This is a genomic window from Pseudomonas sp. GD03875, assembly GCF_029840585.1.
GTDB lineage: Bacteria > Pseudomonadota > Gammaproteobacteria > Pseudomonadales > Pseudomonadaceae > Aquipseudomonas > Aquipseudomonas paralcaligenes.
Map to the genome: position 1 here is coordinate 44,518 of NZ_JAOCCV010000027.1, position 26,166 is coordinate 70,683.

Annotated in this window: 30 protein-coding genes; 16 read left to right on the forward strand and 14 right to left on the reverse strand. The window is 69.1% G+C overall.

Annotated features, from left to right (window positions below):
* Positions 1-5: 5 nt before the first annotated feature.
* A complete protein-coding gene (locus tag N5D30_RS20015; RefSeq protein ID WP_279905505.1) occupies positions 6-593 on the reverse strand; it encodes a DUF4124 domain-containing protein in 588 nt (195 codons plus the stop codon).
* Between the two features lie 30 nt (positions 594-623).
* Positions 624-1,265, reverse strand: a complete 642-nt coding sequence (gene pyrE / locus N5D30_RS20020) for an orotate phosphoribosyltransferase (protein ID WP_220811267.1) — start codon at positions 1,263-1,265, stop codon at positions 624-626.
* A 127-nt stretch (positions 1,266-1,392) separates the two neighbouring features.
* Here pyrE and N5D30_RS20025 point away from each other — a divergent pair, with 127 nt between their 5' ends.
* Complete coding sequence (locus tag N5D30_RS20025; protein ID WP_220811266.1) at positions 1,393-2,172, forward strand: exodeoxyribonuclease III; 780 nt, start codon at positions 1,393-1,395, stop codon at positions 2,170-2,172.
* 21 nt (positions 2,173-2,193) lie between these two features.
* On the opposite strand, the gene N5D30_RS20030 is transcribed toward N5D30_RS20025, so the two are convergent.
* The 3 genes from N5D30_RS20030 to rph all read right to left on the reverse strand — a co-directional run bounded on the left by N5D30_RS20030 (position 2,194) and on the right by rph (position 4,336).
* Positions 2,194-3,129, reverse strand: coding sequence for a DUF808 domain-containing protein (locus tag N5D30_RS20030; RefSeq protein ID WP_279910385.1), 936 nt, complete (start codon positions 3,127-3,129; stop codon positions 2,194-2,196).
* Between the two features lie 94 nt (positions 3,130-3,223).
* The gene (locus N5D30_RS20035) at positions 3,224-3,592 is read right to left on the reverse strand and encodes a DUF4870 domain-containing protein (protein WP_279910386.1); all 369 of its coding nucleotides are present in this window, start codon (positions 3,590-3,592) and stop codon (positions 3,224-3,226) included.
* A gap of 24 nt (positions 3,593-3,616) precedes the next feature.
* Complete coding sequence (gene rph, locus N5D30_RS20040; RefSeq protein ID WP_279910388.1) at positions 3,617-4,336, reverse strand: ribonuclease PH; 720 nt, start codon at positions 4,334-4,336, stop codon at positions 3,617-3,619.
* 157 nt (positions 4,337-4,493) lie between these two features.
* Between rph and N5D30_RS20045 the strand changes: the two genes are divergently transcribed.
* From N5D30_RS20045 to N5D30_RS20070, 6 genes are all read left to right on the forward strand, one after another.
* Positions 4,494-5,357, forward strand: coding sequence for a YicC/YloC family endoribonuclease (locus N5D30_RS20045; RefSeq protein WP_279905509.1), 864 nt, complete (start codon positions 4,494-4,496; stop codon positions 5,355-5,357).
* A 30-nt stretch (positions 5,358-5,387) separates the two neighbouring features.
* Positions 5,388-6,008 (forward strand): guanylate kinase, encoded by a 621-nt coding sequence (gmk, locus tag N5D30_RS20050; RefSeq protein WP_279910389.1) that lies wholly within the window; start codon positions 5,388-5,390, stop codon positions 6,006-6,008.
* A 254-nt stretch (positions 6,009-6,262) separates the two neighbouring features.
* Complete coding sequence (gene rpoZ, locus N5D30_RS20055; RefSeq protein ID WP_220811260.1) at positions 6,263-6,529, forward strand: DNA-directed RNA polymerase subunit omega; 267 nt, start codon at positions 6,263-6,265, stop codon at positions 6,527-6,529.
* Between the two features lie 63 nt (positions 6,530-6,592).
* The gene (gene spoT, locus N5D30_RS20060) at positions 6,593-8,701 is read left to right on the forward strand and encodes a bifunctional GTP diphosphokinase/guanosine-3',5'-bis pyrophosphate 3'-pyrophosphohydrolase (RefSeq protein ID WP_220811259.1); all 2,109 of its coding nucleotides are present in this window, start codon (positions 6,593-6,595) and stop codon (positions 8,699-8,701) included.
* Between the two features lie 45 nt (positions 8,702-8,746).
* Entirely contained in the window at positions 8,747-9,127 is a 381-nt protein-coding gene (locus N5D30_RS20065) for a RidA family protein (RefSeq protein ID WP_220811258.1), read from the forward strand.
* 4 nt (positions 9,128-9,131) lie between these two features.
* Entirely contained in the window at positions 9,132-9,863 is a 732-nt protein-coding gene (locus tag N5D30_RS20070; RefSeq protein WP_279910390.1) for a hypothetical protein, read from the forward strand.
* Between the two features lie 9 nt (positions 9,864-9,872).
* Here the strand turns inward: N5D30_RS20070 and N5D30_RS20075 are convergent, their stop codons facing one another.
* The 3 genes from N5D30_RS20075 to N5D30_RS20085 form a co-directional block, all read right to left on the reverse strand.
* Positions 9,873-10,499, reverse strand: coding sequence for a LysE family translocator (locus N5D30_RS20075; protein ID WP_279910407.1), 627 nt, complete (start codon positions 10,497-10,499; stop codon positions 9,873-9,875).
* Between the two features lie 69 nt (positions 10,500-10,568).
* Complete coding sequence (locus N5D30_RS20080; protein ID WP_279910391.1) at positions 10,569-11,369, reverse strand: AraC family transcriptional regulator; 801 nt, start codon at positions 11,367-11,369, stop codon at positions 10,569-10,571.
* Complete coding sequence (locus N5D30_RS20085; protein WP_279910392.1) at positions 11,369-12,223, reverse strand: NAD-dependent epimerase/dehydratase family protein; 855 nt, start codon at positions 12,221-12,223, stop codon at positions 11,369-11,371. The genes N5D30_RS20080 and N5D30_RS20085 overlap by 1 nt, the downstream gene beginning before the upstream one ends.
* Before the next feature lie 187 nt (positions 12,224-12,410).
* Here N5D30_RS20085 and exbB point away from each other — a divergent pair, with 187 nt between their 5' ends.
* The 6 genes from exbB (at position 12,411) to N5D30_RS20115 (ending at position 19,361) form a co-directional block, all read left to right on the forward strand.
* Positions 12,411-13,499, forward strand: a complete 1,089-nt coding sequence (exbB, locus tag N5D30_RS20090; protein WP_279910393.1) for a tonB-system energizer ExbB — start codon at positions 12,411-12,413, stop codon at positions 13,497-13,499.
* Between the two features lie 3 nt (positions 13,500-13,502).
* Positions 13,503-13,928 (forward strand): TonB system transport protein ExbD, encoded by a 426-nt coding sequence (gene exbD, locus N5D30_RS20095; protein ID WP_220811253.1) that lies wholly within the window; start codon positions 13,503-13,505, stop codon positions 13,926-13,928.
* Entirely contained in the window at positions 13,925-14,629 is a 705-nt protein-coding gene (locus tag N5D30_RS20100) for an energy transducer TonB (RefSeq protein WP_220811252.1), read from the forward strand. The genes exbD and N5D30_RS20100 overlap by 4 nt, the downstream gene beginning before the upstream one ends.
* A 211-nt stretch (positions 14,630-14,840) precedes the next feature.
* Positions 14,841-15,773, forward strand: a complete 933-nt coding sequence (locus N5D30_RS20105; RefSeq protein WP_279910394.1) for a hydrogen peroxide-inducible genes activator — start codon at positions 14,841-14,843, stop codon at positions 15,771-15,773.
* Positions 15,770-17,845 carry an ATP-dependent DNA helicase RecG gene (gene recG, locus N5D30_RS20110; RefSeq protein ID WP_279910395.1) on the forward strand — a complete coding sequence of 692 codons (2,076 nt, stop codon included), beginning with the start codon at positions 15,770-15,772 and terminating at the stop codon, positions 17,843-17,845. Before N5D30_RS20105 ends, recG begins: the two co-directional genes overlap by 4 nt.
* Positions 17,846-17,948: 103 nt before the next feature.
* Positions 17,949-19,361 carry an aminoacyl-tRNA deacylase and HDOD domain-containing protein gene (locus N5D30_RS20115; protein WP_279906032.1) on the forward strand — a complete coding sequence of 471 codons (1,413 nt, stop codon included), beginning with the start codon at positions 17,949-17,951 and terminating at the stop codon, positions 19,359-19,361.
* Between the two features lie 33 nt (positions 19,362-19,394).
* On the opposite strand, the gene N5D30_RS20120 is transcribed toward N5D30_RS20115, so the two are convergent.
* From N5D30_RS20120 to N5D30_RS20130, 3 genes are all read right to left on the reverse strand, one after another.
* Positions 19,395-20,123 (reverse strand): hypothetical protein, encoded by a 729-nt coding sequence (locus N5D30_RS20120; RefSeq protein WP_279910396.1) that lies wholly within the window; start codon positions 20,121-20,123, stop codon positions 19,395-19,397.
* 58 nt (positions 20,124-20,181) lie between these two features.
* Positions 20,182-20,580, reverse strand: a complete 399-nt coding sequence (locus N5D30_RS20125) for a helicase (protein WP_220811247.1) — start codon at positions 20,578-20,580, stop codon at positions 20,182-20,184.
* A gap of 143 nt (positions 20,581-20,723) precedes the next feature.
* Positions 20,724-21,125 (reverse strand): hypothetical protein, encoded by a 402-nt coding sequence (locus N5D30_RS20130; RefSeq protein ID WP_220811246.1) that lies wholly within the window; start codon positions 21,123-21,125, stop codon positions 20,724-20,726.
* Between the two features lie 125 nt (positions 21,126-21,250).
* On the opposite strand from N5D30_RS20130, the gene N5D30_RS20135 reads away from it, so the two are divergent.
* The 3 genes from N5D30_RS20135 (at position 21,251) to N5D30_RS20145 (ending at position 23,359) form a co-directional block, all read left to right on the forward strand.
* Positions 21,251-22,036, forward strand: a complete 786-nt coding sequence (locus N5D30_RS20135; protein WP_279910397.1) for a helix-turn-helix domain-containing protein — start codon at positions 21,251-21,253, stop codon at positions 22,034-22,036.
* Positions 22,037-22,086: 50 nt separating this feature from the next.
* Positions 22,087-22,626 (forward strand): transposase, encoded by a 540-nt coding sequence (locus tag N5D30_RS20140; RefSeq protein ID WP_279910398.1) that lies wholly within the window; start codon positions 22,087-22,089, stop codon positions 22,624-22,626.
* Positions 22,627-22,738: 112 nt separating this feature from the next.
* Positions 22,739-23,359, forward strand: coding sequence for a LysE family transporter (locus N5D30_RS20145; protein WP_279910399.1), 621 nt, complete (start codon positions 22,739-22,741; stop codon positions 23,357-23,359).
* 152 nt (positions 23,360-23,511) lie between these two features.
* Here N5D30_RS20145 and N5D30_RS20150 read toward each other — a convergent pair whose 3' ends face one another.
* The 3 genes from N5D30_RS20150 to N5D30_RS20160 are packed head-to-tail and all read right to left on the reverse strand — an operon-like array spanning position 23,512 to position 26,077.
* A complete protein-coding gene (locus N5D30_RS20150) occupies positions 23,512-24,231 on the reverse strand; it encodes an ABC transporter ATP-binding protein (protein ID WP_279906026.1) in 720 nt (239 codons plus the stop codon).
* 1 nt (position 24,232) lies between these two features.
* Positions 24,233-25,084, reverse strand: a complete 852-nt coding sequence (locus tag N5D30_RS20155) for an ABC transporter permease (protein ID WP_279910400.1) — start codon at positions 25,082-25,084, stop codon at positions 24,233-24,235.
* A gap of 3 nt (positions 25,085-25,087) precedes the next feature.
* Positions 25,088-26,077: an aliphatic sulfonate ABC transporter substrate-binding protein gene (locus N5D30_RS20160; protein ID WP_279910401.1), complete on the reverse strand. Its 990-nt coding sequence runs from the start codon at positions 26,075-26,077 to the stop codon at positions 25,088-25,090.
* Positions 26,078-26,166 lie beyond the last annotated feature (89 nt).

The following is a 26,166-nucleotide window of genomic DNA, read 5'->3' on the forward strand; positions in this document are numbered from 1 at the left end:
CGGGCTCACTCGCCCCGCAGTTCGACCAGGCGCGCGCGGTCGGCGGCGAAGGAGGTCTCGGCCTCGGCGCGGTTCTTCTGGTAGCGCTGGATATCGCGCTCCACGCCGACCTGCTCGGCCTTGATGTTCTCGATCTGCACCAGCAGGTGCTCCGGCACTTCGCGGCCGGCGCGCTCGAACTCCGCGGCCTGGGCCTGCAGGTTGGCCTGCTGGGTGTGCAGCGAGCTGAGGTTGCTGTGGGCCACACCGATGACGCCGTCCAGCTCGGCCAGCTTGCGATCGCGGGCGCGATCGACGTCCGCCGGCTCGGAGTACATGCGCAGCAGGTGGACGTCGGACTTGGCCTTGGCCTTCTCCTCAATCATCCGCTTGCGCTCTTCCAGGCTGGGCGCCGGCGGCACGTCGCGCACCACCCGGCCCTGCTCGTCCACCACCTGGTAGCCCTTCTCGATGTACTCCGGCGGCACGCCCAGGCGGTCGAGCACCGTCACGCCCTTGTCGTTGCGATAGCGGTAATACTCGCCCGCCGCCACAAGCGGCACATGGCCGAACCCCAGAGCCAGGGACAGACTGAGCGCGACCGGTTTGAGCATGAGCAAGCACATCCTGTTTATTGTTGGTTTTCAGATGCCGTACTGCGCGCGGTAGGCCTCCACCGCCGGCAGGTGCTTCTTGAGTTCAGCATCGCCTGCCAGATAATCCAGCACCTGCTCCAGGGAAACAATACTGATCACCGGCATGCCGTAGTCGCGCTCCACTTCCTGGATCGCCGACAGCTCGCCCTTGCCACGTTCCTGGCGGTTCAGCGCGATCAGCACGCCGGCCGCCTGGGCGCCCTGGCCCTGGATGATCTGCATCACCTCGCGGATCGCGGTGCCGGCGGTGATCACATCATCGACGATCATCACCCGCCCGGCCAGCGGCGCGCCGACCAGGGTGCCACCCTCGCCGTGGTCCTTGGCTTCCTTGCGGTTGAAGCACCACGGCAGGTCGCGGTCGTGCTGCTCGGCCAGCGCCACGGCGGTGGCGGCGGCCAGGGGGATGCCCTTGTAGGCCGGCCCGAACAGCACGTCGAAGCCGATGCCCGCATCCATCAGCGCGGAGGCGTAGAAACGCCCCAGCCTGGCCAGGGCCAGGCCGCTGTCGAACAGGCCGGCGTTGAAGAAGTAGGGACTGGTGCGCCCGGACTTGAGGGTGAACTCGCCGAAGCGCAGCACGCCACGCTCGATGGCAAAACGGATGAATTCGCGCTGGTACGCCTGCATGAAGGACTCCGGAGGGCACGGCTCTGCGGGAGCTTCCGATACCACGCACGCGGCTCGCAAGTCCCATGAATCTAGCTAATGGGAATAACTCGGGTATCATACCCGCACGAGTTTTCAGGGGCCATTTATGCGGATCATCAGTGTGAACGTGAATGGTATTCAGGCCGCGGTCGAGCGAGGTTTGCTCAGCTGGCTGCAGGCCCAGAATGCCGACGTGATCTGCCTGCAGGATACAAGAGTCTCTTCCTTCGAACTGGACGATCCGGCCTACCAGCTGGATGGCTACTTTCTCTATGCGGCCGATGCCGAAGTGCCTGCCCAGGGCGGCGTGGCGCTCTACTCGCGCCTGCAACCCAAGGCAGTGATCCACGGCCTCGGCTTCGAGATGGCCGACCGTTACGGGCGCTACCTGCAGGCCGACTTCGACAAGGTGAGCATCGCCACCCTGTTGCTGCCGTCCGGCCAGGGCGGCGACGAGAGCCTGAACCACAAGTTCAAGTTCATCGACGACTTCACCGGCTACCTGGACAAGCAGCGCCGCAAGCGCCGCGAGTACATCTATTGCGGCTCGCTCTATGTGGCGCACCAGAAGCTGGACGTGAAGAACTGGCGCGACAGCCAGCAACTGCCGGGCTTCCTCGCCCCCGAGCGCGCGTGGCTGGACGAAGTGATCGGCACCATGGGTTACGTCGACGCACTGCGCGAAGTCAGCCGCGAGGGCGACCAGTACAGCTGGTGGCCGGACAACGAGCAGGCCGAGATGCTCAACCTCGGCTGGCGCTTCGACTACCAGCTGCTCACCCCCGGCATGCGCCGCATCGTGCGCAACGCCAAGCTGCCGCGCCAGCCGCGCTTCTCCCAGCACGCGCCGCTGATCGTCGACTACGACTGGCTGCTCAGCGTCTAGCCGCAGCCAGTTCGTCAGGCGTCAGGAACGCAGGGCCTTCCAGGCCTTGCCGACGACACTCACCACAGCCAGCACCACGCCGCCCGCCAGCACGCCGAACAGCGCGTTGATCACGGTCGGCGCCAGCACGGCCAGCACGCCGCCAATTGCAGGCACACCGCCGATCGCCTCGGACCAGTGGTGGATCAGCTCGTGGGCGCCGGGAATACCGTGGGTAAGGATGCCGCCGCCGACCATGAACATGGCCGCCGTGCCCACCACCGACAACAGCTTCATCAGCCAGGGCGCCAGCCACAGGATGCCGCGCCCCAGGCCCTGCGCCGCTGCGCTGGCGCGCTGGCTCAGGTACAGGCCGGCGTCGTCCAGCTTGACGATGCCGGCGACCAGGCCGTACACGCCGACGGTCATCAGCAGGGCGATGCCGGACAGCACGATCACCTGCTGCAGGAACGCCTGCTCGGCCACCACGCCCAGGGTGATGGCGATGATCTCGGCAGAGAGAATGAAATCGGTGCGCACCGCGCCCTTGATCTTCTCCTTCTCGAACGCCTGGACGTCCACCGCCGGGTCCGCCAGCGCCTGGACGTGCTCGGCGTGGCGCTGCTGGTCTTCCTCCTTGCTGTGCAGGAACTTGTGCGCCAGCTTCTCGAAGCCCTCGTAACAGAGGAAGGCGCCGCCCAGCATCAGCAGCGGCGTCACCAGCCAGGGCGCGAAGGCGCTGATCAGCAGGGCCGCCGGCACCAGGATGGCCTTGTTGATGAACGAACCCTTGGCCACCGCCCAGACCACCGGCAGTTCGCGCTCGGCCTTGACGCCCGTCACCTGCTGGGCGTTCAACGCCAGGTCGTCGCCCAGCACACCGGCGGTCTTCTTCGCCGCCACCTTGGTCATCACCGAAACATCGTCGAGCACGCTGGCGATATCGTCGAGCAGTGTCAGCAGACTGGCTCCAGCCACTTCCGGCTTCCTTGTATGAGTGGTTAAGGGTTTCGCCGGGGTCGATTCGATGTCCGGCGGCACAGCAAAAGGCCCCGCATGCGGGGCCCGGAAATCACTTGATCAACCGCCAGCACAGCGGATATCGGTAGGTCTTGCCTTCGTTGGCCCTGATCCCGGCGATGATGGTCAGCACCAGGGCGACCACGCCGACCAGCACCATCAGCGGGAAGCCGATCAGCACCCAGGCCAGCAGGCCGCAGATCATCATGGCGATGCTGTAGGTGATCTGGAAGTTCAGCGCCTCGCGCCCCTGATCGTCGACGAAGGGGTCCATCTCCTTCTTCAGCTGCCAGACGATCAGCGGGCCGATGACGTTGCCGATCATCGGCGCCAGCACCCAGAAGAAGGCCGCGTAGTGACACAGCATGGCCCATTGCCGGGCTTCCTGGCTCGGCGTGGGGTCGAGGTTCTGCTCTTCCATCGGGTTCTCCGTGGGCAACAGGAATCAGTCGGCCAGGCTGGCGCGCTGCAGCTCGAACAGCTCGCGCATGCCCTGCTGGGCCAGCGCCAGCATGGCATTCAGCTCTTCCGGCTGGAAGGGGGCGCCTTCGGCGGTGCCCTGCACCTCGATGAAGCCGCCAGCGTCAGTCATCACCACGTTGAGGTCGGTCTCGGCCGCGGAGTCCTCCAGGTAGTCCAGGTCGAGCACCGGCTCGCCCTGGTAGATGCCCACGGACACGGCGGCGACCATCTGCTTGAGCGGCTCGCCCTTCAGCGCGCCGCCCTTCTTCAGCACCTTCAGCGCGTCGGCCAGGGCCACCATGGCGCCGGTGATGGAGGCAGTGCGGGTGCCGCCGTCGGCCTGGATCACGTCGCAGTCGATGTAGATGGTGTTCTCGCCCAGCTTGCTCATGTCCAGCGCGGCGCGCAGCGAGCGGCCGATCAGGCGCTGGATCTCCAGGGTGCGGCCACCCTGCTTGCCGCGGCTGGCCTCGCGCTGGTTACGCTCGCCGGTGGCGCGCGGCAGCATGCCGTACTCGGCGGTCAGCCAGCCCTGGCCCTGGCCCTTGAGGAAGCGCGGCACACCGGACTCGACGCTGGCGGTGCAGATCACCTTGGTGTCGCCGAACTCCACCAGCACCGAACCCTCGGCGTGCCTGGTGTAGTTGCGGGTGATGCGCACGGAACGCAACTGGGTGGAAGCACGGCCACTGGGACGTTTCATCTACTGGTACCTGTATAAAGCGGAAATCTCGGGCGTCGCGGCGCCCGACCTGCCGGCATTATAGGGCCGCCGCAGATGGCGCGACACGCCCGATTGGGCCGACGGTCGCACTGCGCTACAATCCCGCGCCCATTCGTCATTTCACGAGGCCCTCACCATGGTGCACAGCATGACCGCCTTCGCCCGCACCGAAGGCGCCGAGGCCCACGGCACCCTGAGCTGGGAACTGCGCTCGGTCAACCATCGCTACCTGGAGCCGCACCTGCGCCTGCCGGAAGCCTTCCGCGACCTCGAAGGCGCGGTGCGCGAGGCGCTGCGCCAGGGCCTGTCGCGCGGCAAGGTGGAATGCACCCTGCGCTTCGCCGAAGAGAATGCCGGCAGGAGCCTGCAGGTGGACGGCGAGCGCGCCCGCCAACTGGTCGAGGCCGCCGAGCAGGTGGCCGCGCTGATCCGCCAGCCGGCCCCGCTCAACCCCCTGGAAGTGCTGGCGTGGCCCGGCGTGCTGGTGGCCGATGCCGCCGATCCGCAGGCGCTGAACGCCGCCGCGCTGAAACTGTTCGAGCAGGCCCTGGGCGAGCTGAAGAACGGCCGCGCCCGCGAAGGCGCCGAGCTGGCCCGGCTGCTCAACGAGCGCCTGGACGGCATCCTGCAGGAGGTCGCCGCCCTGCGCGAGCTGGTGCCGGAGATGCTGGCCAACCAGCGCCAGAAGATCGAGACCCGCTTCGCCGAGATGCGCGCCGAGCTGGACCCCCAGCGCCTGGAGCAGGAACTGGTGCTGCTGGCGCAGAAGAGCGACGTGGCCGAGGAGCTGGACCGCCTGTCCACCCACGTCACCGAGGTGCGCCGCGTGCTCAAGGCTGGCGGCGCCGCCGGCCGCCGCCTGGACTTCCTCATGCAGGAACTCAATCGCGAGGCCAACACCCTGGGCTCCAAGGCCTTCGACCCGCGCAGCACCCAGGCCGCGGTCAACCTCAAGGTCCTGATCGAGCAGATGCGCGAACAGGTCCAGAACATCGAATAAGCCGCCAGGCCCGAGCCACAGGACAGACAGATGACCCTCGCCACCGGCACCCTCTACATCGTTTCCGCACCCTCCGGCGCCGGCAAGACCAGCCTGGTGAAGGCCCTGCTCGACAGCGACGCACGCATCCGCGTGTCCGTGTCGCACACCACCCGCGCCATGCGCCCCGGCGAGCAGGACGGGGTCAACTACCACTTCGTCGACCACGCCGGGTTCAGCGCGATGATCGAGCGCGGCGAGTTCCTCGAGCACGCCCAGGTGTTCGACAACTTCTACGGCACCTCCCAGGTCTGGGTCGAGCAGACCCTCGCCGCCGGTTCCGACCTGATCCTCGAGATCGACTGGCAGGGCGCCCAGCAGGTCCGCCGGCTGATGCCCGAGGCCAGGTCGATCTTCATCCTGCCGCCGACCCAGGAGGCGCTGCGCCATCGCCTGACCAACCGCGGTCAGGACAGCGCCGAGATCATCGAGCGGCGCATGCGCGACGCGGTCAGCGAGATGAGCCACTACGTCGAGTACGACTACCTGGTGATCAACGACGACTTCGCCCATGCCCTCGACGACCTGAAATCGATCTTCCGCGCCAACCAGCTGGACAGCGCGCAGCAGGCGAAACGCCACGCCGGCCTGCTCAGCGAGCTGCTGAGCTGACGGCCCCGGCCAGATATCGCGGAGCAACGGCGCACGCACGTCCCCGTCATCCCCGCGCAGGCGGGGCCCCCAAAAACATAGCGCCCATGGATTCCCGCCTGCGCGGGAATGACGGATGTTTCCTGATAGGAGGCCGTCACCCGATTGCCTGCGCCACCGAAAGGTCTTCCCTAATCGCTGGTGATTTTTTAGACTATTCAGTCCGCTCGCCCATCCGGGCCCAGCCTTATCTGCTATTTGCCACGAGGAACACCATGGCCCGCGTTACCGTTGAAGACTGCCTGGAGAACGTAGACAACCGCTTCGAGCTGGTCATGCTGGCCACCAAGCGTTCCCGCCAGCTGGCTACCGGCGGCAAGGAGCCGAAGGTCGCCTGGGAAAACGACAAGCCGACCGTGGTCGCCCTGCGTGAAATCGCCGCCGGCCTGGTGGACTCCGAATTCGTCGCCCAGGAAGACCTGGTCGAGGAAGAGCCGCTGTTCGCCGCTGCCTTCGAGGAAGAGGCCAACGAGCCTCTCTAAGCCAATGCCTGGTCGAAGTCTCGCGGCACCGGGTAAAGCGCCGACTCGGCAGGGGGTGATCCCTTGCCGAGCATAGACACCCTCGCCGACAGACTTTCGTCCTACCTGGCACCGGATCAGGTCAACCTGGTCCGCCGCGCCTACTTCTACGCCGAGCAGGCCCACGACGGCCAGCGCCGCCGCAGCGGCGAAGCCTACGTCACCCATCCGCTCGCCGTCGCCAGCATCCTCGCCGACATGCACATGGACCATCAGAGCCTGATGGCGGCCATGCTGCACGACGTGATCGAGGACACCGGCATCGCCAAGGAAGCCCTCACCGCGCAGTTCGGCGAGACCGTCTCGGAGCTGGTGGACGGGGTCAGCAAGCTGACCCAGATGGACTTCCAGTCCAAGGCCGAGGCCCAGGCCGAGAACTTCCAGAAGATGGCCATGGCCATGGCCCGCGACATCCGCGTGATCCTGGTCAAGCTGGCCGACCGCCTGCACAACATGCGCACCCTGGAAGTGCTGTCCGGCGAAAAGCGCCGGCGCATCGCCAAGGAAACCCTGGAAATCTACGCGCCCATCGCCAACCGGCTGGGCATGCACAACATGCGCGTGGAGTTCGAGGACCTCGGCTTCAAGGCCATGCACCCGATGCGCTCCGAGCGCATCCGCGCCGCGGTCCGGCGCGCCCGGGGCAACCGCAAGGAAATCGTCGCCAAGATCGAGGAATCGATCACCGCCTACCTGCAGCGCGAGGGCCTGCAGGGCGAGGTGATGGGGCGCGAGAAGCACCTCTACAGCATCTACCAGAAGATGCGCGGCAAGCGCCGGGCGTTCAACGAGATCATGGACGTCTACGCCTTCCGCATCATCGTCGACAAGGTCGACACCTGCTACCGCGCCCTCGGCGTGGTGCACAACTTGTATAAACCCTTGCCGGGCCGCTTCAAGGACTACATCGCGATTCCCAAGGCCAACGGCTACCAGTCGCTGCACACCACCCTGTTCGGCATGCACGGCGTACCCATCGAGATCCAGATCCGCACCCGCGAAATGGAAGAGATGGCCAACAACGGCATCGCCGCCCACTGGCTGTACAAGTCCGAAGGCGACGAGGTGCCGAAGGGCAACCACGCCCGCGCCCGCCAATGGGTCAAGGGCGTGCTGGAGATGCAGCAGCGCGCCGGCAACTCGCTGGAATTCATCGAGAGCGTGAAGATCGACCTGTTCCCGGACGAGGTCTACGTGTTCACGCCCAAGGGCCGCATCATGGAGCTGCCGAAAGGCTCCACCGCGGTCGACTTCGCCTACGCGGTGCACACCGACGTCGGCAACAGCTGCATCGCCTGCCGCATCAACCGCCGCCTGGCGCCGCTGTCCCAGGCCCTGGAGAGCGGCTCGACGGTGGAGATCGTCACCGCCCCCGGCGCGCGGCCGAATCCGGCCTGGCTCAACTTCGTGGTCACCGGCAAGGCGCGCACGCACATCCGTCACGCGCTCAAGCTGCAGCGCCGCTCGGAATCGATCAACCTCGGCGAACGCCTGCTCAACAAGACCCTCACCGGCTTCGACAGCCATCTGGAGAAGATCGCCCCGGAGCGCATCCAGGCGGTGCTGGCCGAGTATCGCCTGGAAGTGATCGAGGACCTGCTGGAAGACATCGGCCTGGGCAACCGCATGGCCTACGTGGTGGCGCGCCGCCTGCTGGCCGAGACCGGCGAGGCCGCGCCCAGCCCGGACGGCCCGCTGGCCATCCGCGGCACCGAGGGCCTGGTGCTCAGCTACGCCAAGTGCTGCACGCCGATCCCCGGCGACCCCATCGTCGGCCACCTGTCGGCCGGCAAAGGCATGGTGGTGCACCTGGACAGCTGCAAGAACATCGCCGACATCCGCCACAACCCGGAGAAGTGCATCCAGCTCAACTGGGCCAAGGACGTGGCCGGCGAGTTCAACGTCGAACTGCGCGTCGAACTGGAGCACCAGCGCGGCCTGATCGCCCTGCTCGCCAGCAGCGTCAACGCCGCCGACGGCAACATCGAGAAGATCGGCATGGACGAGCGCGACGGCCGCATCAGCGTGGTCCAGCTGGTCATCAGCGTGCATGACCGCGTGCACCTGGCCCGCGTCATCAAGAAGCTGCGCGCCCTCAAGGGCGTGATCCGCATCACCCGCATGCGCGCCTGAGGGCGCGCCGCCGCAGAACAACAAATCCCCGGAATCGGAGTTCCCATGAGCAAGACCGTCATCACCTCGCCCAACGCCCCCGCCGCCATCGGCACCTACTCCCAGGCGATCAAGGCCGGCAACACCGTCTACCTGTCCGGGCAGATCCCGCTGGACCCGAAGACCATGGAACTGGTGCAGGGCTTCGAGGAGCAGACCGTGCAGGTGTTCGAGAACCTCAAGGCGGTGATCGAGGCGGCCGGCGGCTCGTTCAAGGACGTGGTCAAGCTGAACATCTTCCTCACCGACCTGAGCCACTTCGCCAAGGTCAACGAAGTCATGGGCCGCTACTTCGAGCAGCCCTACCCGGCCCGCGCCGCCATCGGCGTGGCCGCCCTGCCGCGGGGCGCGCTGGTGGAAATGGACGGCGTGCTGGTCCTCGAGTAAGCCCATGCGCCATCCGCTCCTGATCGCCCTGGCCGCCGGCCTGCTGGCCGGCTGCGCCGGCCCCGGCAGCCCCGACGGCACCTGGATCAACCAGCCCATCATCGACGCCGCCCGCGAAGGCATCCCCCTGCACGAGGCGCTGCTGGCCCATGGCCCGGTCCTCGAGTGGCGGGTCGACAGCCAGCGCGGCCAGGCCGTGTTCAGCAACGGCTTCGAGACGCCCCAGGGCGACCTGGCGGCCACCGAGAACGGTCGCTGGCAGGTGAGCTACCGGGACGCCCACCAGGACGAGCTGGAAGTGCACGGCGACGAACTGGTCCAGCACGCCAACAACTACGGCCCGGAACAGCGCTTCGCCCGACCGGAGCGCGAGGCCGAGAGCGGCGCGCTCCTCGGCAGCAGCTTCGAGTGGGCGCTGTACGACGCCTACCTGGGCGGCGGCGAGTGGAAGATCCGCGAAGGCGTCGGCCGTGGCGGCCTGGTGCTGTTCCATCCGGACGGCCGCCTGGAGGGCCTGCCGGGCGCCGACCGCTACGCCCTGTGCCTGGCCGGCGACTGCGCCTCGATGACCGAGGGCGACAGCCTGTGGCTGCAGCTCGGCAACCAGGGCGCGTCCTGGCTGTTCGAGCGCGACGGCGACCGTTTGCGCATCCTCGAAGCGGTCAACCGGGCCGCGGCCGACGAGTTCCCCGACTACCGCCCCGGCCGCCAGGCCTGGCTGCTGGAACGCGACTGAGCCCGTCGTTCACGACCTCGCGAGCCCGGCCAGCAGCCACACCCCCAGCGCCGCCAGCAGGCCGCCGCACAGCCGGTCGAGCAGCGCCACCCGCCGTTGCAACCGGCCGCGCCAGCGCTGGTGGCCGAGCAGGCGCACCAGCGCCATGTCCCAGCCCAGCACCACCAGGGTCATCCAGGCCATGCTCGCGGCCAGCCCCCAGGCCGGCATGGCCGCCTCGCGCAGCACGCCGAACAGCCCGGCGTAGAAGATCGGCAGCTTGGGATTGAAGCTGCTGGCCAGCAGCCCTTCGACGAAGCCTCTGCGCCAGGAGCCGCGCGCCTCCGCCTCCAGGCAGTCCGGCAGGTCGAGGCGCCGGCGGGCCAGCAGCGCGCGGCCGCCGAGCCAGACGAAGTAGACCCCGCCGGCCCCTTGCAACAGGCGCCACCAGAGCCCGTCGACCGACGCCACCAGGCCCAGCAGTGCCAACACCATCGCCATGCTCAGCAGGTTGGCTGTGGCGATGCCTGCCGCGCAGCCATCCGCATGCCGGCGGCCGCGCACCAGCGCCGCGCGCAGCAGCAGGAAGAAGTCGGGGCCGGGCGACAGTAGCGCGGCGAAATGGGTACCAGCCACCAGCAGGAACAGGGCGAACACGATCACGGACCTCCTCGAAAACGGAGGGCCAGTGTCGATAGCGGCGGTGGACGCCGTCTTGGAAGAAACTCAGGTCGCGGCGGCGGTGCGGAAACGTCCCGGGCTGACCCCGGTGAAGCGCTTGAAGGTGCCGCTGAAGTGCGCCTGGTCGTAGAAACCCAGGGCCAGCGCCACGTCCAGCGGTGCCTGGCCATCCAGCAGCAGGCGCTTGGCCTCGCGCACCCGGCGCTGCAGTAAATAGGTGTGTGGCGGCACGCCGTAGGCGCGGCGGAAGGCCTCGATCAGGTGGCGCGGATGGCGCTGCACCAGGCCGGCGAGCTGTTCCAGGCTGACCGACTCGGCGTAGTGCGCCTCCAGGTACTCGCGCAGGCGCGCGGTCGTGCCGCCGTCGCGGGGTGCCGGGGCCGCCTCCGGCAGGCCGCCGTGGCGCACGAACACCCGCTCCAGCACCTCCAGCAGTTCCGCCTCCAGCACCAGCGCGTCGCCGCGCTCGAACTCCGCGGCCAGGCGGGCCAGGCCCGCCGCCACCTGGCCGTCGTCGGCCGGATTGAGCTCGCGGAAGCCGCCCGGCAGGCGCTTGCGTCCCAGCAGGGCCGGCAGGCGCGCTTCCTCGACGTAGAGCATGCGGTAGACCAGGCGCTCCGACTCGGCGTGGCCGGTGTGCGGCTCCTCCGGGTTCATCAGCGACAGGGTGCCGGCGGGCAGCGCGTGGCGGGCACCGCGGCAGAGGTAGCCGCCCACGCCCTGGAGGATCGCGCCGACGGCGAAGGCGTCGTGGCTGTGCCGGCCGAACTGCTGGCCGGAGAAGTCGGCGTGGAACAGCTCCACCCCGGGCAGCCAGGGCCGGGCCAGCAGGCGGTTGGCCTCCATCAGTCGCGACCTTCCAGCACCGCCGCGTAGCCCTCGCGGTAGCTGGAATACTGCGGCGCCCAGCCGAGCGCGCGGGCGCGGGCGTTGCTGCAGCGCTTGCTGCCGGCGCGGCGCACGCTCTGCTCCTCGGCCCAGTGCTCGACGCCCAGGCGCTCGCGCAGCCAGCCGACCACCTCATGCAGCGGCGCCGGCGCGTCGTCCACGCCCAGGTAGCAGTCGGCCAGCGGCCGGCCACCGGCGTCCGCCGCCAGCAGGAAGGCCAGCAGCCCGGCGGCGTCCTCGGCATGGATGCGGTTGGCGTACAGCGGAGGCTCGCTGGCCACCCGGTAACCCTGGCGCACCTGGCCGAGCAGCCATTCGCGGCCCGGGCCATAGATGCCGGTAAGGCGCACCAGGGTCGCCGGCAGACCGCTGTCCAGCGCCAGACGCTCGGCCTCGACCATTACCCGGCCGGAATAGCTTTCCGCCTCGGCGGGCGAATCCTCGTCGATCCACTCGCCCTGCTGCTGGGCATACACCCCGCTGCTGGAAACGAACAGCAAGCGCCGCGGCCGCTGGCCGCGCTCGGCCAACCAGCCCAGGACATGGCGCAGGCCGTCGACATAGGCGCTGCGGTAGCCCGCCTCGTCGTGGCGGGTGGCGGCGACGCAGTACACCAGATAGTCCGGCCCGGCGGCCGGCCAGGCCGGCGGACATTCGGCCCGTTCCAGGTCGGCGGCCACCGGCAGTACGCCGGCGGGCAGGGCTGCGACATCGCGCCGCAGGCCGTGGACGGTCCAGCCGAGGGCCAGCGCGCGACGCGCCAGACGGCTGCCGACATCGCCGCAACCGACGATCATCAGGCTCTTGGACATGGATAACACCTCGAAAACAGGAAACGGACCGGTCGGTCCGGGAAGGACGTCACGGACAACGGCTGTGCAGAAAGGTTACATCGTTACTTTCATAAACAAGAATTACTTGCAATAATGCTGGCCTTTTTTAGCGGGAGCCACCCGAAAGGGTCCCGCCCAGTGCACACCCCACTTAGGTCCGGCCAGCATGAATCGTAACGCTCTCCGCACACAATCCTCCCGTCTGCCTCTCGCGGCCCTGCTGTTCGGCCTGCTGCTGCCGCTCGGCGGCCATGCCGAAGAGGTCGCGCCCGCGGCGCCCGCCGCCGTCCAGGAGCAGCCGGCCGTAGCGACCGAGACCACCGCCGCTCCGATCGCCGGCGAGGCGATCCCCGCCGCGGCCCAGCCGTCCCAGGCCGAAGCACTGAAGGCCCGGCTGGCGGCACTGGGCGCCGAGGCCACCTCGGAGCAGATCGAAGCCACCAAGCAGGAGTTCCTGCAACAGAACGGCATCACCGGCCCCGAGGCCGAGCAGCTGCTGCTGGCCGTCGACGAGCCGGCCACCGGCAACGAACTGGTCGAAGGCGACAACGCCATCCTCCACGACCTGTCGCCGATGGGCATGTACAACAACGCCGACAAGGTGGTGAAGAGCGTGATGATCGGCCTGGTGCTGGCCTCCATCCTCACCTGGACCGTGTGGATCGCCAAGGGCCTGGAGCTGCTGATCGGCCGCCGCCGCCTGCAGCGTGAGCTGGGCGATCTGAAGGGCGCGCGCAGCCTGAACCAGGCCGCCGAGCAGGCCCACGCCAAGCACAGCTTCAGCGCCACCCTGATCGAGGATGCCCGCGAAGAGCTGCGCCTGTCGGCCGGCTGCCGCGAGAAGGAAGGCATCAAGGAGCGCGTCAGCTTCCGCCTGGAGCGCCTGGTCGCCGCCAGCGGCCGCAAGATGAGCCAGGGCACCGGCGTGCTCGCCACCATCGGTTCCACCGCCCCGTTCGTGGGTCTGTTCGGCACCGTGTGGGGCATCATGAACAGCTTCATCGGCATCGCCAAATCGCAGACCACCAACCTGGCGGTCGTGGCGCCCGGCATCGCCGAGGCCCTGCTGGCCACCGCCCTGGGCCTGGTCGCGGCGATCCCGGCCGTGATCATCTACAACGTCTTCGCCCGCTCCATCGCCAGCTACAAGGCCCAGGTCGCCGACGCCTCGGCCCAGGTGCTGCTGCTGGTCAGCCGCGACCTGGACCAGCCGGCCGGCGAGCGCGCCCAGGCTCCGATCGCCAAGGTGGGCTGATCCATGAGCCTGCATCTGCACGAGGGCGGTGACGACCTCCAGGAAAACCACGAGATCAACGTCACGCCGTTCATCGACGTGATGCTGGTGCTGCTGATCATCTTCATGGTGGCCGCCCCGCTGGCCACCGTGGATGTGAAGATCGACCTGCCGGCCTCCACCGCCAAGCCGGCGCCGCGTCCGGACAAGCCGATCTACCTGAGCATCAAGGAAGACAGCGCCCTGTTCCTCGACAACGAGCAGGTCGAGCCGGCCAAGCTCGGCGCCGCGCTGGACCAGCGCACCAGCGGCGACAAGGACAAGACCATCTTCGTCCGCGGCGACAAGGGCGTGCAGTACGAAGAGCTGATGCGCGTGATGGACAACCTGCGCGGTGCCGGCTACCTGAAGATCGGCCTGGTGGGCCTGGAAACGGTCGGAGCGCAATGAGCCAATCGCGACGCATACCGATCTGGGCCATCGCCCTGATGATCGCGGCCGGGCTGCACGTCGGCCTGTACCTGATCGCGCGGCTCAATCCCAAGGTCGAGCCGATGCAGGTGCCGCCGGCGGCGATGATGATCGAGCTGGAGCCGCTGGTGGCGCCGGTCGAGCCGCCTCCGCCGCCGCCGCAACCGGTGGTCGAGCCGGACGAGCCGGAACTGCCGAAGGTGGTGGAAGCGCCCAAGCCGAAGATCGCCATCGTCAAGCCGAAGCCGAAACCCAAGCCGAAGCCGCCACAGCCCAAGCCGCCGGAGCCTGAGATCAGGCCGCCGCAGGAAGAGGCCCCGGTGGTCGCCCGCGACGAGAAGGCCGCCGCGCCGCAGAAGGCCCCGGTCAGCGCGCCGACCCAGGCGCAGGTGAGCTGGCAGAGCACCCTGCTCGGCCACCTGGCGAAGTACAAGCGCTACCCGGAAGACGCCCGCCGCCGCGGCTTCGAAGGGGTCAACCGCCTGCGCTTCGTGCTCGACGCCAACGGCAAGGTGCTGTCCTACTCGCTGGTGGGCAAGTCCGGCAGCGCCTCGCTGGATCGCGCCACCCTGGAAATGATCCGCCGCGCCCAGCCGCTGCCGCCGCCCCCGGCGGACATGCTGCAGAACGGCCAGCTGGAGATCGTCGCGCCCTTCGTCTACTCGCTGGACAGGCGCTGACGGCAGCCGTAGCACGGATGAAAACACGCCGCGACTCCCTTACCGGAGCCGCGGCGTTTTTCCGTGTAGGGCGGGTGAAACCCGCGTGCCCATCCGCGGGTTTCACCCGCCCTACCGCGCCAGCAGAAGCTTCCCGCGCTTGGCCCGTTGCCAGCCTTGGTTCCATCGAATGCAGCCGCTATGCTTGGCCGCGTCTCAATGGAATTTACCTATGACCCTCACCGAACTGCGCTACATCGTCACCCTCGCCCAGGAGCAGCACTTCGGGCGTGCCGCCGAGCGTTGCCACGTCAGCCAGCCGACCCTGTCGGTCGGCGTGAAGAAGCTGGAGGACGAGCTGGGCGTGCTCATCTTCGAGCGCAGCAAGAGCGCGGTGCGCCTGACCCCGGTCGGCGAGGGCATCGTCACCCAGGCACAGAAGGTGCTGGAGCAGGCCCAGGGCATCCGCGAACTGGCCCAGGCCGGCAAGAACCAGCTGGCCGCGCCGCTGAAGATCGGCGCCATCTACACCGTCGGCCCGTACCTGTTCCCCCACCTGATCCCGCAGCTGCACCGGGTCGCCCCGCAGATGCCGCTGTACATCGAGGAAAACTTCACCCACGTGCTGCGCGACAAGCTGCGCACCGGCGAGCTGGACGCGATCATCATCGCCCTGCCGTTCCAGGAAGCCGACGTGCTGACCAAGCCGCTGTACGACGAGCCGTTCTACGCCCTGCTGCCGACCGGCCACCCCTGGGCCGAGCGCGAGACCATCGACAAGGAGCTGCTCAACGACAAGAGCCTGCTGCTGCTCGGCGAGGGCCACTGCTTCCGCGACCAGGTGCTGGAAGCCTGCCCGTCGCTGCGCAAGGGCGGCGACGACGCGGCCAAGCACACCACTGTGGAGTCCAGCTCGCTGGAGACCATCCGCCACATGGTCGCCTCCGGCCTGGGCATCTCGATCCTGCCGTTCTCGGCGGTGGACAGCCACCACTACGCGCCGGGGGTGATCGAAGTGCGCCCGCTCAGCGCGCCGGCGCCGTTCCGCACCGTCGCCATCGCCTGGCGCGCCAGCTTCCCGCGGCCGAAGGCCATCGAAGTGCTGGCCGACTCCGTGCGCCTGTGCTCGGTGGCCCGCCCGCAGGGTGAAGCCGTCCCCGCATGACCGAACTGGCGCAGGTCCCCGTCACCGCGCTCAAGGGCGTCGGTGACGCGCTGGCCGAGAAGCTGGGCAAGGTCGGCCTGGAAAACCTGCAGGACGTGCTGTTCCACCTGCCGCTGCGCTACCAGGACCGCACCCGCATCACCCCCATCGGCGCCCTGCGCCCGGGGCAGGACGCGGTGGTCGAGGGCGTGGTGGCCGGCGCCGACATCGTCATGGGCCGCCGGCGCAGCCTGCTGGTGCGCCTGCAGGACGGCAGCGGCACGCTCAGCCTGCGCTTCTTCCACTTCAGCCAGGCGCAGAAGGACGCGCTCAAGCGCGGCACCGCCCTGCGCTGCTACGGCGAAGTGCGCCCCGGCGCCACCGGCCTGGAGATCTACCACCCGGAATACCGCGCCCAGAGCGGCGACGAGCCGGCGCCGGTGGAGCAGACCCTGACCCCGATCTACCCCACCACCGAGGGCTTGACCCAGCAGCGCCTGCGCTCGCTGACCCAGCTCGCCCTGGCCCGCCTCGGCCCGCACAGCCTGCCGGACTGGCTGCCTGCCGAGCTGGCCCGTGACTACCGCCTCGGCCCGCTCGACGAGGCTATCCGCTACCTGCACCGCCCGCCGCCGGACGCCGACCTGGAAGAACTGGCCGAGGGCCGCCACTGGGCCCAGCACCGTCTGGCCTTCGAGGAACTGCTGACCCACCAGCTGTCGCTGCAGCGCCTGCGCGAGCAGGTGCGCGCCCAGCAGGCGCCGGCGCTGCCGGTGGCGCGCAAGCTGCCGCAGCGCTTCCTGCAGAACCTCGGCTTCGCCCCCACCGGCGCCCAGCAGCGGGTCGGTGCCGAGATCGCCTACGACCTGTCCCAGGCCGAGCCCATGCTGCGCCTGGTACAGGGCGACGTCGGCGCCGGCAAGACCGTGGTCGCCGCGCTGGCCGCCCTGCAGGCGCTGGAGGCCGGCTACCAGGTGGCGCTGATGGCGCCCACCGAGATTCTCGCCGAGCAGCACTTCCTCAACTTCGGCCGGTGGCTGGAGCCGCTCGGCATCGAGGTCGCCTGGCTGGCCGGCAAGCTCAAGGGCAAGGCCCGCGCCGCCGCGCTGGAGCGCATCGCCGGTGGCGCGCCGATGGTGGTGGGCACCCACGCCCTGTTCCAGGACGAGGTGCGCTTCCAGAAACTCGCGCTGGTGATCATCGACGAGCAGCACCGCTTCGGCGTGCAGCAGCGCCTGGCCCTGCGCCAGAAGGGCATCGACGGCCGCCTCTGCCCGCACCAGCTGATCATGACCGCCACGCCGATCCCGCGGACCCTGGCGATGAGCGCCTACGCCGACCTCGACACCTCAATCCTCGACGAGCTACCGCCCGGACGCACCCCGGTGAACACCCTGCTGGTGGCCGACAGCCGCCGCATCGAGGTGATCGAGCGGGTCCGCGCGGCCTGCCGCGAAGGCCGCCAGGCCTACTGGGTGTGCACCCTGATCGAGGAATCCGAGGAACTCACCTGCCAGGCCGCCGAAACCAGCTACGAAGAGCTGAGCGCGGCCCTCGGCGAGCTGCGCGTCGGCCTGATCCACGGTCGCATGAAGCCGGCGGAGAAGGCCGAGGTGATGGGCGCCTTCAAGCGCGGCGAACTGCAGCTGCTGGTCGCCACCACCGTCATCGAGGTCGGCGTCGACGTGCCCAACGCCAGCCTGATGATCATCGAGAACCCCGAGCGCCTGGGCCTGGCCCAGCTCCACCAGCTGCGCGGCCGGGTCGGCCGGGGCAGCGCCGCCAGCCACTGCGTGCTGCTCTACCACGCGCCGCTGTCCCAGCTCGGCCGCGAGCGCCTGGGCATCATGCGCGAGACCTGCGACGGCTTCGTCATCGCCGAGAAGGACCTGGAACTGCGCGGCCCCGGCGAGATGCTCGGCACCCGCCAGACCGGCCTGCTGCAGTTCAAGGTGGCCGACCTGATGCGCGACGCCGACCTGCTGCCGGCCGTGCGCGAGGCCGCGCAGGAGCTGCTGGCGCGCTGGCCGCAGCACGTCAGCCCGCTGCTCGAACGCTGGCTGCGCCACGGCCAGCAGTACGGCCAAGTGTGAGCCGGCGCACAGACTGCCCCGGTTCACCTGTCCGGCAACCGGGTGTATCCCGCGGGGCGCTGGTTATACTCCCCCTCAGTAGTTCTTCTTCCGGATGTCGCCCATGACCGAAGTCGCCCTCGCCCCCGATGCCTCTCCGCGCCCGCCGACGGTGATCCTGCAGCTCCTCGAGAAACTCGGCGTGCCCTGCCACATACGGCCGGACCACCAGGCCCTGCCGGCCGCGCGGCGGGTGCAGGCGGTCCTGCTGGAGGACGCGGTCGGCGCCCTGCTGGTGCTGTTCCCGCAGAACCAGCTGCTCGACCTCAACCGCCTGGCCGAGCTGACCGGCCGCAAGCTGGTGGCGGTCAAGCCGGAACGCATGGAGCGCATGCTGGGCAAGCACAGCCTCGACCTGCTGCCGGGCCTGCCGCCGCTGACCAGCTCGCCCTGCCTGTACGACGAGCGGCTGCTCGACGAATCCAATCTGCTGATCGAGTCGGGCCAGGCCGGCGTGCTGCTGGAGATCGACAGCGAGCACTACAAGGCCATCCTCCTGGCCAAGGCCAGCGCCGCCCGCTTCGGCCAGCCGCTGACCAGCATCCGGCCGAACCTGGACCGGCCGGACGACGACCGCGCCGAGATCACCCAGGCCGTGCAGGCGTTCACCGCCCGCCGCATCCAGCAGCGCCTCGAGGAAACCATCGAGATTCCGCCGCTGCCGGAAACCGCGCAGAAGATCATCAAGCTGCGCGTCGACCCGGACGCCACCGTGGACGACATCACCGGCGTGGTCGAGACCGACCCGGCGCTGGCCGCCCAGGTGGTCAGCTGGGCCGCCTCGCCCTACTACGCCGCGCCGGGCAAGATCCGCTCGGTGGAGGACGCCATCGTCCGCGTACTGGGCTTCGATCTGGTCATCAACCTGGCCCTCGGCCTGGCCCTGGGCAAGACCCTCAGCCTGCCCAAGGACCAGCCGCAGCAGGCCACACCCTACTGGCAGCAGGCGATCTACACCGCCGCCATCATCGAGGGCCTGACCCGCGCCATGCCCCGCGCCCAGCGCCCCGAGGCCGGCCTGACCTACCTCGCCGGGCTGCTGCACAACTTCGGCTACCTGGTGCTGGCCCACGTCTTCCCGCCGCACTTCTCGCTGATCTGCCGGCACCTGGAGGTCAACCCGCATCTCAGCCACGGCTACGTCGAGCAGCACCTGCTGGGCATCACCCGCGAGCAGATCGGCGCCTGGCTGATGCGTTTCTGGGACATGCCGGAGGAGCTGGCCACCGCGCTGCGCTTCCAACACGACCCGGACTACGACGGCGCCCACGCCGCCTACCCGAACCTGGTGTGCCTGGCGGTCAACCTGCTGCGCAGCCGCGGCATCGGCAACGGCCCGCAGCACGACCTGCCGGACGCCCTGTTCGAGCGTCTGGGCGTGAGCCGCGAGAAGGCCGACGAGGCCCTGAACCGGGTGCTGCAGGCGGAAGTGGCGCTGCGCGAACTGGCTTCGCAGTTCAACCATCACGCCCAGTAGTAGGTGCCTGTGGGGCCGCCGCGGCCCCGCGTGCTACTTCAGTTTCGCCCGGCGCGCGGCGAACACATCCGGCAGCGCCTTGACGCTGGCTTCGAGCACCGCACGCAGGGGCTCCTGCTCGTAGAGGGCGACGTATTCGCCGAGCTGGTCGCTGGGCGTCTGGCGGTAGGCGTAGAGCATGAACGCCTCGATCCCGCTGGTGCTGGAGGCGCGCAGCGGCGCCAGCTGCGCGGCGGTCTGCTCGGCCAGTTCCTGCTCCCCCAGGTCGCCGCCGCGGGCGCGCAGAGCCATCAGGGCCTGGGTCTTGCCCACCTCGTAGCGCAGCAGCGTGGCCAGTTCGGTGGTGTGCGCCGCCTTGTCCAGGCGCCGCACCAGCTCCACGCGCGGCCCCAGCGGCGGGCGCTCCTGCAGCTGCTGGCGGTAGGCGGCCAGGCCGCCATCCTCGCCCACCGCGCGCTCGGCGGCGGTGAAGTGGTGGGCCAGCGGGCTGTCGAGCAGCTTCAGTGCCGCCTCCAGCTGCTCCTGCTGGAGACCCGGCGCCATGCGCGCGGCCAGGTCGTCGCACAGCGGGCCGGCGGCGAAGGCCTCGCCCAGCGCCTTCTGCTGATCCTCGCTCATGCCGCGCTGCAGCAGCGGCGCGGCCTGCTCGCAGAGCAGCCTGACCCCGGCCAGGTCCAGCACGCGCGCCAGGGTGGCGTCGGTTTCGGCGCGGACCGGGAGTGCCAGCGACAGGAGCAGAGCGAGGAGAAACGACAGGCGCATCGGGGCGATATCCGTGAAAAGGCCCAGCCTAGCGCATGGGCCCGCGAGGGAAAGCGGCTCAGGCCGCTTTCTTGACCTCGTTCTTCTTTTTCTTCTTCGGCACCACATGCTTGAGCAGGCCCTGGAACCAGATCACCAGCGCCGGGTTGCCCTGGATCTGGATGTCCTTGTTCTGGATGCCCTGCATGAAGGCCAGCTGCTTGTTCTTGGCGTTCATGGTGGCGAAGCCGTAGGCGGCGTCCTTGAAGCCGATGGCGAAGGCGGGCTCGCTGGCCGCGCCGGCATGGCTGGTGACGCGCTTGTCCTTGATCCGGTAGTGGCGCGCCAGCTTGCCGTCGAGGGTGTGCAGCTGGAACACCAGGTCCTTGCCTTCCAGTTGCTTCTGGAACTCGGGGTTGGTACGGCTGGCCTTGGCCATCAGGCGGCCCAGCATCCAGAGGAGAAAGCGGAGTTTCATGGCGCGCGGCCTCGGTGGTGGAGAAATCGGCGGCGCATTGTAGCGACTTCCGCGGGACACTACATCCCGCGCCGGACCGCTCCGCGGACCGGTCGTCACGACGGCAAGGCCCCGCCTCGCGGGCGGGGCCATGCGCCTGGGATTCAGACCGGCACCGCTTCCGAGCGTTTCAGGCCGATCAGCTCCAGTTCGAGGAACAGCAGCACCAGCGCGGCCTGGCCGATGACGAACACCTGGCCGAGCAGGTTGGGCGACACCCAGCCGGAGAACAGCAGGGCCAGGCTGTCGATCGCCCACAGCGCGTTGATCGCGATCACGGCCCATACCAGCAGGCGGTTGATCCGCTCCTGGCACCCCAGCCAGGCGAGGAACAGGCCCAGCGGCAGCAGGGCCAGGCCGGCGCCGTACAGCAGGTCGGCGGGTAGCGCCAGCAGGTTGGCGTACCAGTCGGCGAGCAGTACCAGCAGGGAGCCGGTGGCCAGGCCGACCAGGCCATCGGCGAGCAGGGCGCGACGCAGCAGCGGGGAAGCGTTCAGGGTGTTCATGGCGAAATCTCCGGATGGCGACGCCGGATCGGCGCCTGGCCATAGGGTTCGTCCGGATCGCGTCCGGCGTCGATTACGTCCCAGGTAATGGTCGCGATGACGCCTCTGGGCTATCGTCGGCAACCATGAACACAGCCCATCACCCCGTCGGCGCCCTGTTGCGCCAGTGGCGCCAGCGCCGCCGCCTGAGCCAGCTCGACCTGGCCTGCGAGGCGGACATCTCCACCCGCCACCTGAGCTTCGTCGAGACCGGCCGCGCCCTGCCCAGCCGCGAGATGCTGCTGCACCTGGCCGAGCAGCTGGAGATTCCGCTGCGCGAGCGCAACCGCCTGCTCACCGCCGCCGGCTACGCGCCGCTGTACAGCCAGCACGGCCTGGACGACCCGGCGCTGGCCGCCGCCCGCACCGCCATCGAGCAGTTGCTCAAGGCCCACGAGCCCTACCCGGCGCTCACCATCGACCGCCAGTGGAACCTGCTGGCCGCCAACGACGCGGTGGCGCCGTTCCTCGCCGGCATCCCGGCCGAGCTGCTCGGCCCGCCACTCAACGTGCTGCGCATATCGCTGCACCCGGACGGGCTGGCGCCACGCATCGTCAACCTGGCCCAGTGGCGTGCCTACCTGCTGATGCGCCTGCAGCACGACATCGACATCAGCGGCGACCCGCAGCTGATGGCGCTGCAGGAAGAACTGCTGGGCTACCCGGCCCCCGAGGAAGCCCCCGCCCCGCAGCCGGACAGCGTGCTGATGGCGCTGCAGTTCCGCACGGAACAGGGCGTGCTCAGCCTGATCAGCACCACTACCGTGTTCGGCACCCCCAACGACGTGACCCTGGCCGAGCTGGCCCTGGAGACCTTCTTCCCCGCCGACGCCGAAAGCGCGGCGCTGCTGCGCGCCATTGTCCAACCGTAGGGCGGGTGAAACCCGCGCCCCCCTGAACACCACACAACAAGGACGTTGTGATGCCCTACTACAGACGCGCCGCCGTCCCCGGCGGAACCTATTTCTTCACGGTCGTCACCCAAGGCCGACAGGCCATCCTGACCCACGACGATGTGCGCACCGCCCTGCGCGAAGCCATCGACCGGGTGCGGGCTCGGTTGCCATTCCGCATCGACGGCTGGGTACTGCTGCCGGACCATATGCACGCCATCTGGACCCTGCCGCACGGCGATGCGGACTTTTCCAAGCGCTGGCGACTGATCAAGCGCCATGTCGCCGTAGCCTGCTCGGCCTACCATCGCCCCGAGCTGCTGAGCGAACGGCGGATGGACAAAGGCCAGGGCAGCCTCTGGCAGAACCGGTTCTGGGAGCATCTGATCCGCGACGAGGCCGATCTGCGCAGCCACCTCGATTACCTGCACGGCAATCCGCTCAGGCATGGCCTGGTGGAACGGGTCGTCGACTGGCCCTGGTCGTCCTTCCATCGCTACGTGCGCGAGGGTATCTATCCGGCGGATTGGGGTGGTTCGGCGGATATGGACATGCCGGTAGGCGAGTAGGCGCACGCGGGTTTCACCCGCCCTACTCGGTGTAGGGCGGGTGAAACCCGCGCTTGCAGGAAACGTGGGCCGCCCTCATCTTGACCAACCCACCAGGAAAACGGACTGCGCCATGCTCGAACTCGTCTCGGTCGTCACCATCACCCTGCTCGCAGTGATCAGCCCCGGCGCCGATTTCGCCATGGTCAGCCGCAACAGCATGTTCCTGTCGCGCCGCGCCGGCCTGCTCACGGCGCTGGGCATCAGCCTCGGCGTGCTGGTGCACGTGACCTACTCGATGCTCGGCATCGGCCTGCTGATCTCCCAGTCCATCGTGCTGTTCAACCTGGTCAAGTTCGCCGGCGCCGCCTACCTGATCTGGCTGGGCATCGGCATGCTGCGCAGCCGCAAGGCGGACCCGCAGCAGGTGCTGGACGCGCCCCGCCTGTCCGACTGGCAGGCGCTGCGGGTGGGCTTCCTGACCAATGCGCTGAATCCCAAGACCACGCTGTTCGTGGTCGCCCTGTTCACCCAGGTGATCAGCCCGGACACCGCCACCCTCACCCAGCTCGGCTACGGGCTGTTCATGGCCGTCGCCCACCTGTTCTGGTTCGCCCTGGTGGCCTATGGATTGTCCTCGGATGCGGCGCGCGCCTTCGTCGCCCGCAGCCGGCACCTGATCGAGCGGGCCATCGGCGGCGTGCTGGTGGCCCTGGGGCTGGGCCTGGCGGCGTCTTCGCTGCAGCGCAGCTAGACGCAGCGCCATCGCGCTTGCGTAGGGTGCGCCGTGCGCACCAGCAATCCTGTCCGGTGCGCACGGCGCACCCTACAAGAGCCCGCCACACTTCCCGCAGATAAAAAAACCGGGCCATGCGGCCCGGAAACAGCTTCCACCTTGAGGTTCGTTTACAGCGTCAGTTCGGTCAGTGCCTCGCCGCGCAGGTAGGCCAGTTCCACGGCGCGGCGGTCGCGCGGGTGCGGCAGGGGCACCGCCAGTTCGCGCTGGATGCGGCTCGGCGTGCCGCCCAGGATCAGTACGCGGTCGCTCAAGTAGAACGCCTCGTCGAGATCATGGGTGACCAGCAGCAGGGCGATGCCGTAGGTGTCGGCCAGGCGCACCACCAGGTCCTGCAGCTTCATCCGGGTGAAGGCGTCCACCGCGCTGAAGGGTTCGTCGAGCAGCAGCACCTGGGGCCGCTGGTACAGGCCGCGGGCGATGGCCACGCGCTGGGCCATGCCGCCGGAGAGCTGCTTGGGCAGCTTGTCGCCCTGGCCGGCCAGGCCGACATCGTCGAGCAACTGCCCGATCCAGGCGCCGTCGGCCTTGCGCCCATCGGCGAAACCGATGTTCTGCGCCACGTTCAGCCAGGGCAGCAAGCGCGGCTCCTGGAACACCACGCCGATGCCGGTGCCACCGCCGAAATCGAGCAGCGGGTTGTGCGCCAGGCCGCCGCTGAAGTCCTCGTCGAGGCCGGCGGCGATGCGCAGCAGGGTGCTCTTGCCGCAGCCGCTGGGGCCGAGCAGGCTGACGATCTCGCCCGGCGCCAGGCTGAGGTCGATGTCGTCGAGCACCCGCTGGCCGGCGAAGGCCTTGCGGATGCCGCGCAGTTCCAGCAACGCGCCCATCTCAACCCTCCCCGCCGACGAAGCTGTCGCGCCAGTGCAGGGCACGCGCCTCGAAGGCCTTGAGCAGGCCATCGCTGAGCTTGCCGAGCACGGCCAGCAGCAGGATGGCGGCGATCACCATGTCCGGCCGCGAGGTCTCGCGGCCGTCGCTGAGCAGGTAGCCGAGGCCGCGGGTGGCGGCGATCAGCTCGGCGGCGACGAGGAACATCCAGCTCAGGCTGAGCGCCCCGCGCAGGCCGGTGAACAGGTTGGGCAGCGCCGCCGGCAGGAGGATGCGCCGAGTCAGCTCGACGCCGGACAGGCGATGCAGGCGGCCGACCTCGACCAGCTTGCGATCGACGTTGCGGATGCCGGCGAGCAGCGCCAGGTAGACCGGGAAGAAGGCGCCGAGGGCGATCAGCACCACCTTGGGTGTCTCGTCGATGCCCAGCCAGAGCAGCAGCAGCGGCACCCAGGCCAGGCTGGGGATCGCCCGCAGGGCCTGGAAGGTCGGCTCGAGGTAGCTCTCGGCGCGACGGCTGAGGCCGACCCAGGCGCCGATCAGCACGGCCAGCGCGGTGCCGATGGCGAAGCCGGCCGCGACCCGCGCCAGGCTCACGCCGATGTGCCCCCACAGTTCGCCGCCGGCGGCCAGCCACCACAGGGTCTGGCCGATCTGGCTGGGCGCCGGCAGCTGGTGCGCGGGAATCCAGCCGGAGCGCACCAGCGCCTCCAGCAGCACCAGCATGGCCAGCGGCAGCACCAGCCCGCGCCAGTTGCCGGCCCACGGACGGCGCGCGGCCGTGGGCAAATGCTCGCCGCGGATGGCCGCGCGGGCGGCCAGGAAGGTGGCGAGCAGGCTGCTACCGGTCATGGCTCACGGCTCCGCCCTGGCCACCGGCTGGCCGATCACGCCGGCCGCCAGTTGCGGGCTGATCAGCTGGTCGACCACGGCGGCCACGTCGGTGCCCGGACGCACCAGTTGCTCGTCGAGCAGGATGGGCGCGGCGGCCTTCAGCGCGGCGATGTGCTCGGCGCTCGGCTGCGGGTTGCCGAAGTCGGTGCGCGACAGTTGCAGCCTGGCCACGTCCAGCGGCAGCTTGGCTTCGCGGGCCAGCAGCTCGGCGGTCTCCTGCGGGTGGGCGATGGTCCACTGGCGCGCCTCCTCGTAGGCGGCGATGACCTTGCCGATCAGCTGCGGCTGTTCCTCGAGGAAGCGGTCGCTGACGTTGAGCACGCCGTAGCTGTTGAAGTCGAGGTTGCGGTAGAGCAGGCGCGAGCCGGCCTGCAGCTGGCTGGCGGCCAGGTGCGGGTCGAGCCCGGACCAGGCATCCACGTCGCCGCGCTCCAGGGCCACGCGGCCGTCCGGGTGCTGCAGGTGGACGATCTCCACGTCGCCCTTGCCCAGGCCGGCGCTCTGCAGGCTGCGCAGCAGGAACAGGTAGGGATCGGTGCCTTTGGTGGCGGCGACCTTCTTGCCCTTGAGGTCGGCCAGGGTCTGGATCGGCGAGTCCTTGGGCACGGCCAGGGCGGTCCACTCCGGACGGCTGGCGATGTACACGGTCTTCACCGGGCTGCCGTTGGCGCGGCTGAGCACGGCGGCGAGGCCGGCGGTGGAAGCGAAGTCGACGCTGCCGCCGTTGAGGTATTCGAGGGAACGGTTGCTGCCCTGGCTGAACACCCACTTCACTGAGATGCCGTCGGCGGCCAGGCGTTTCTCGAGAATGCCCTGGTCCTTCAGCACCAGGCTGGTGGGGGCGTAGTAGGCGTAGTCCAGGCGGACTTCGCGGGGCTCGGCGGCGTGCGCGGCGACCGGCAGAGCGGCGGCCAGCAGGGCGGCGAGCAAATGGCGGGGCTTGAAGCTCATGGAATTCTCCTTGGCGCTGGATTGGCCTTCCTGTCCGATGGCGGACGGGTCAGGAGAAGGCGGGGCACGAGGCCCCGCCGTTGCCGGTC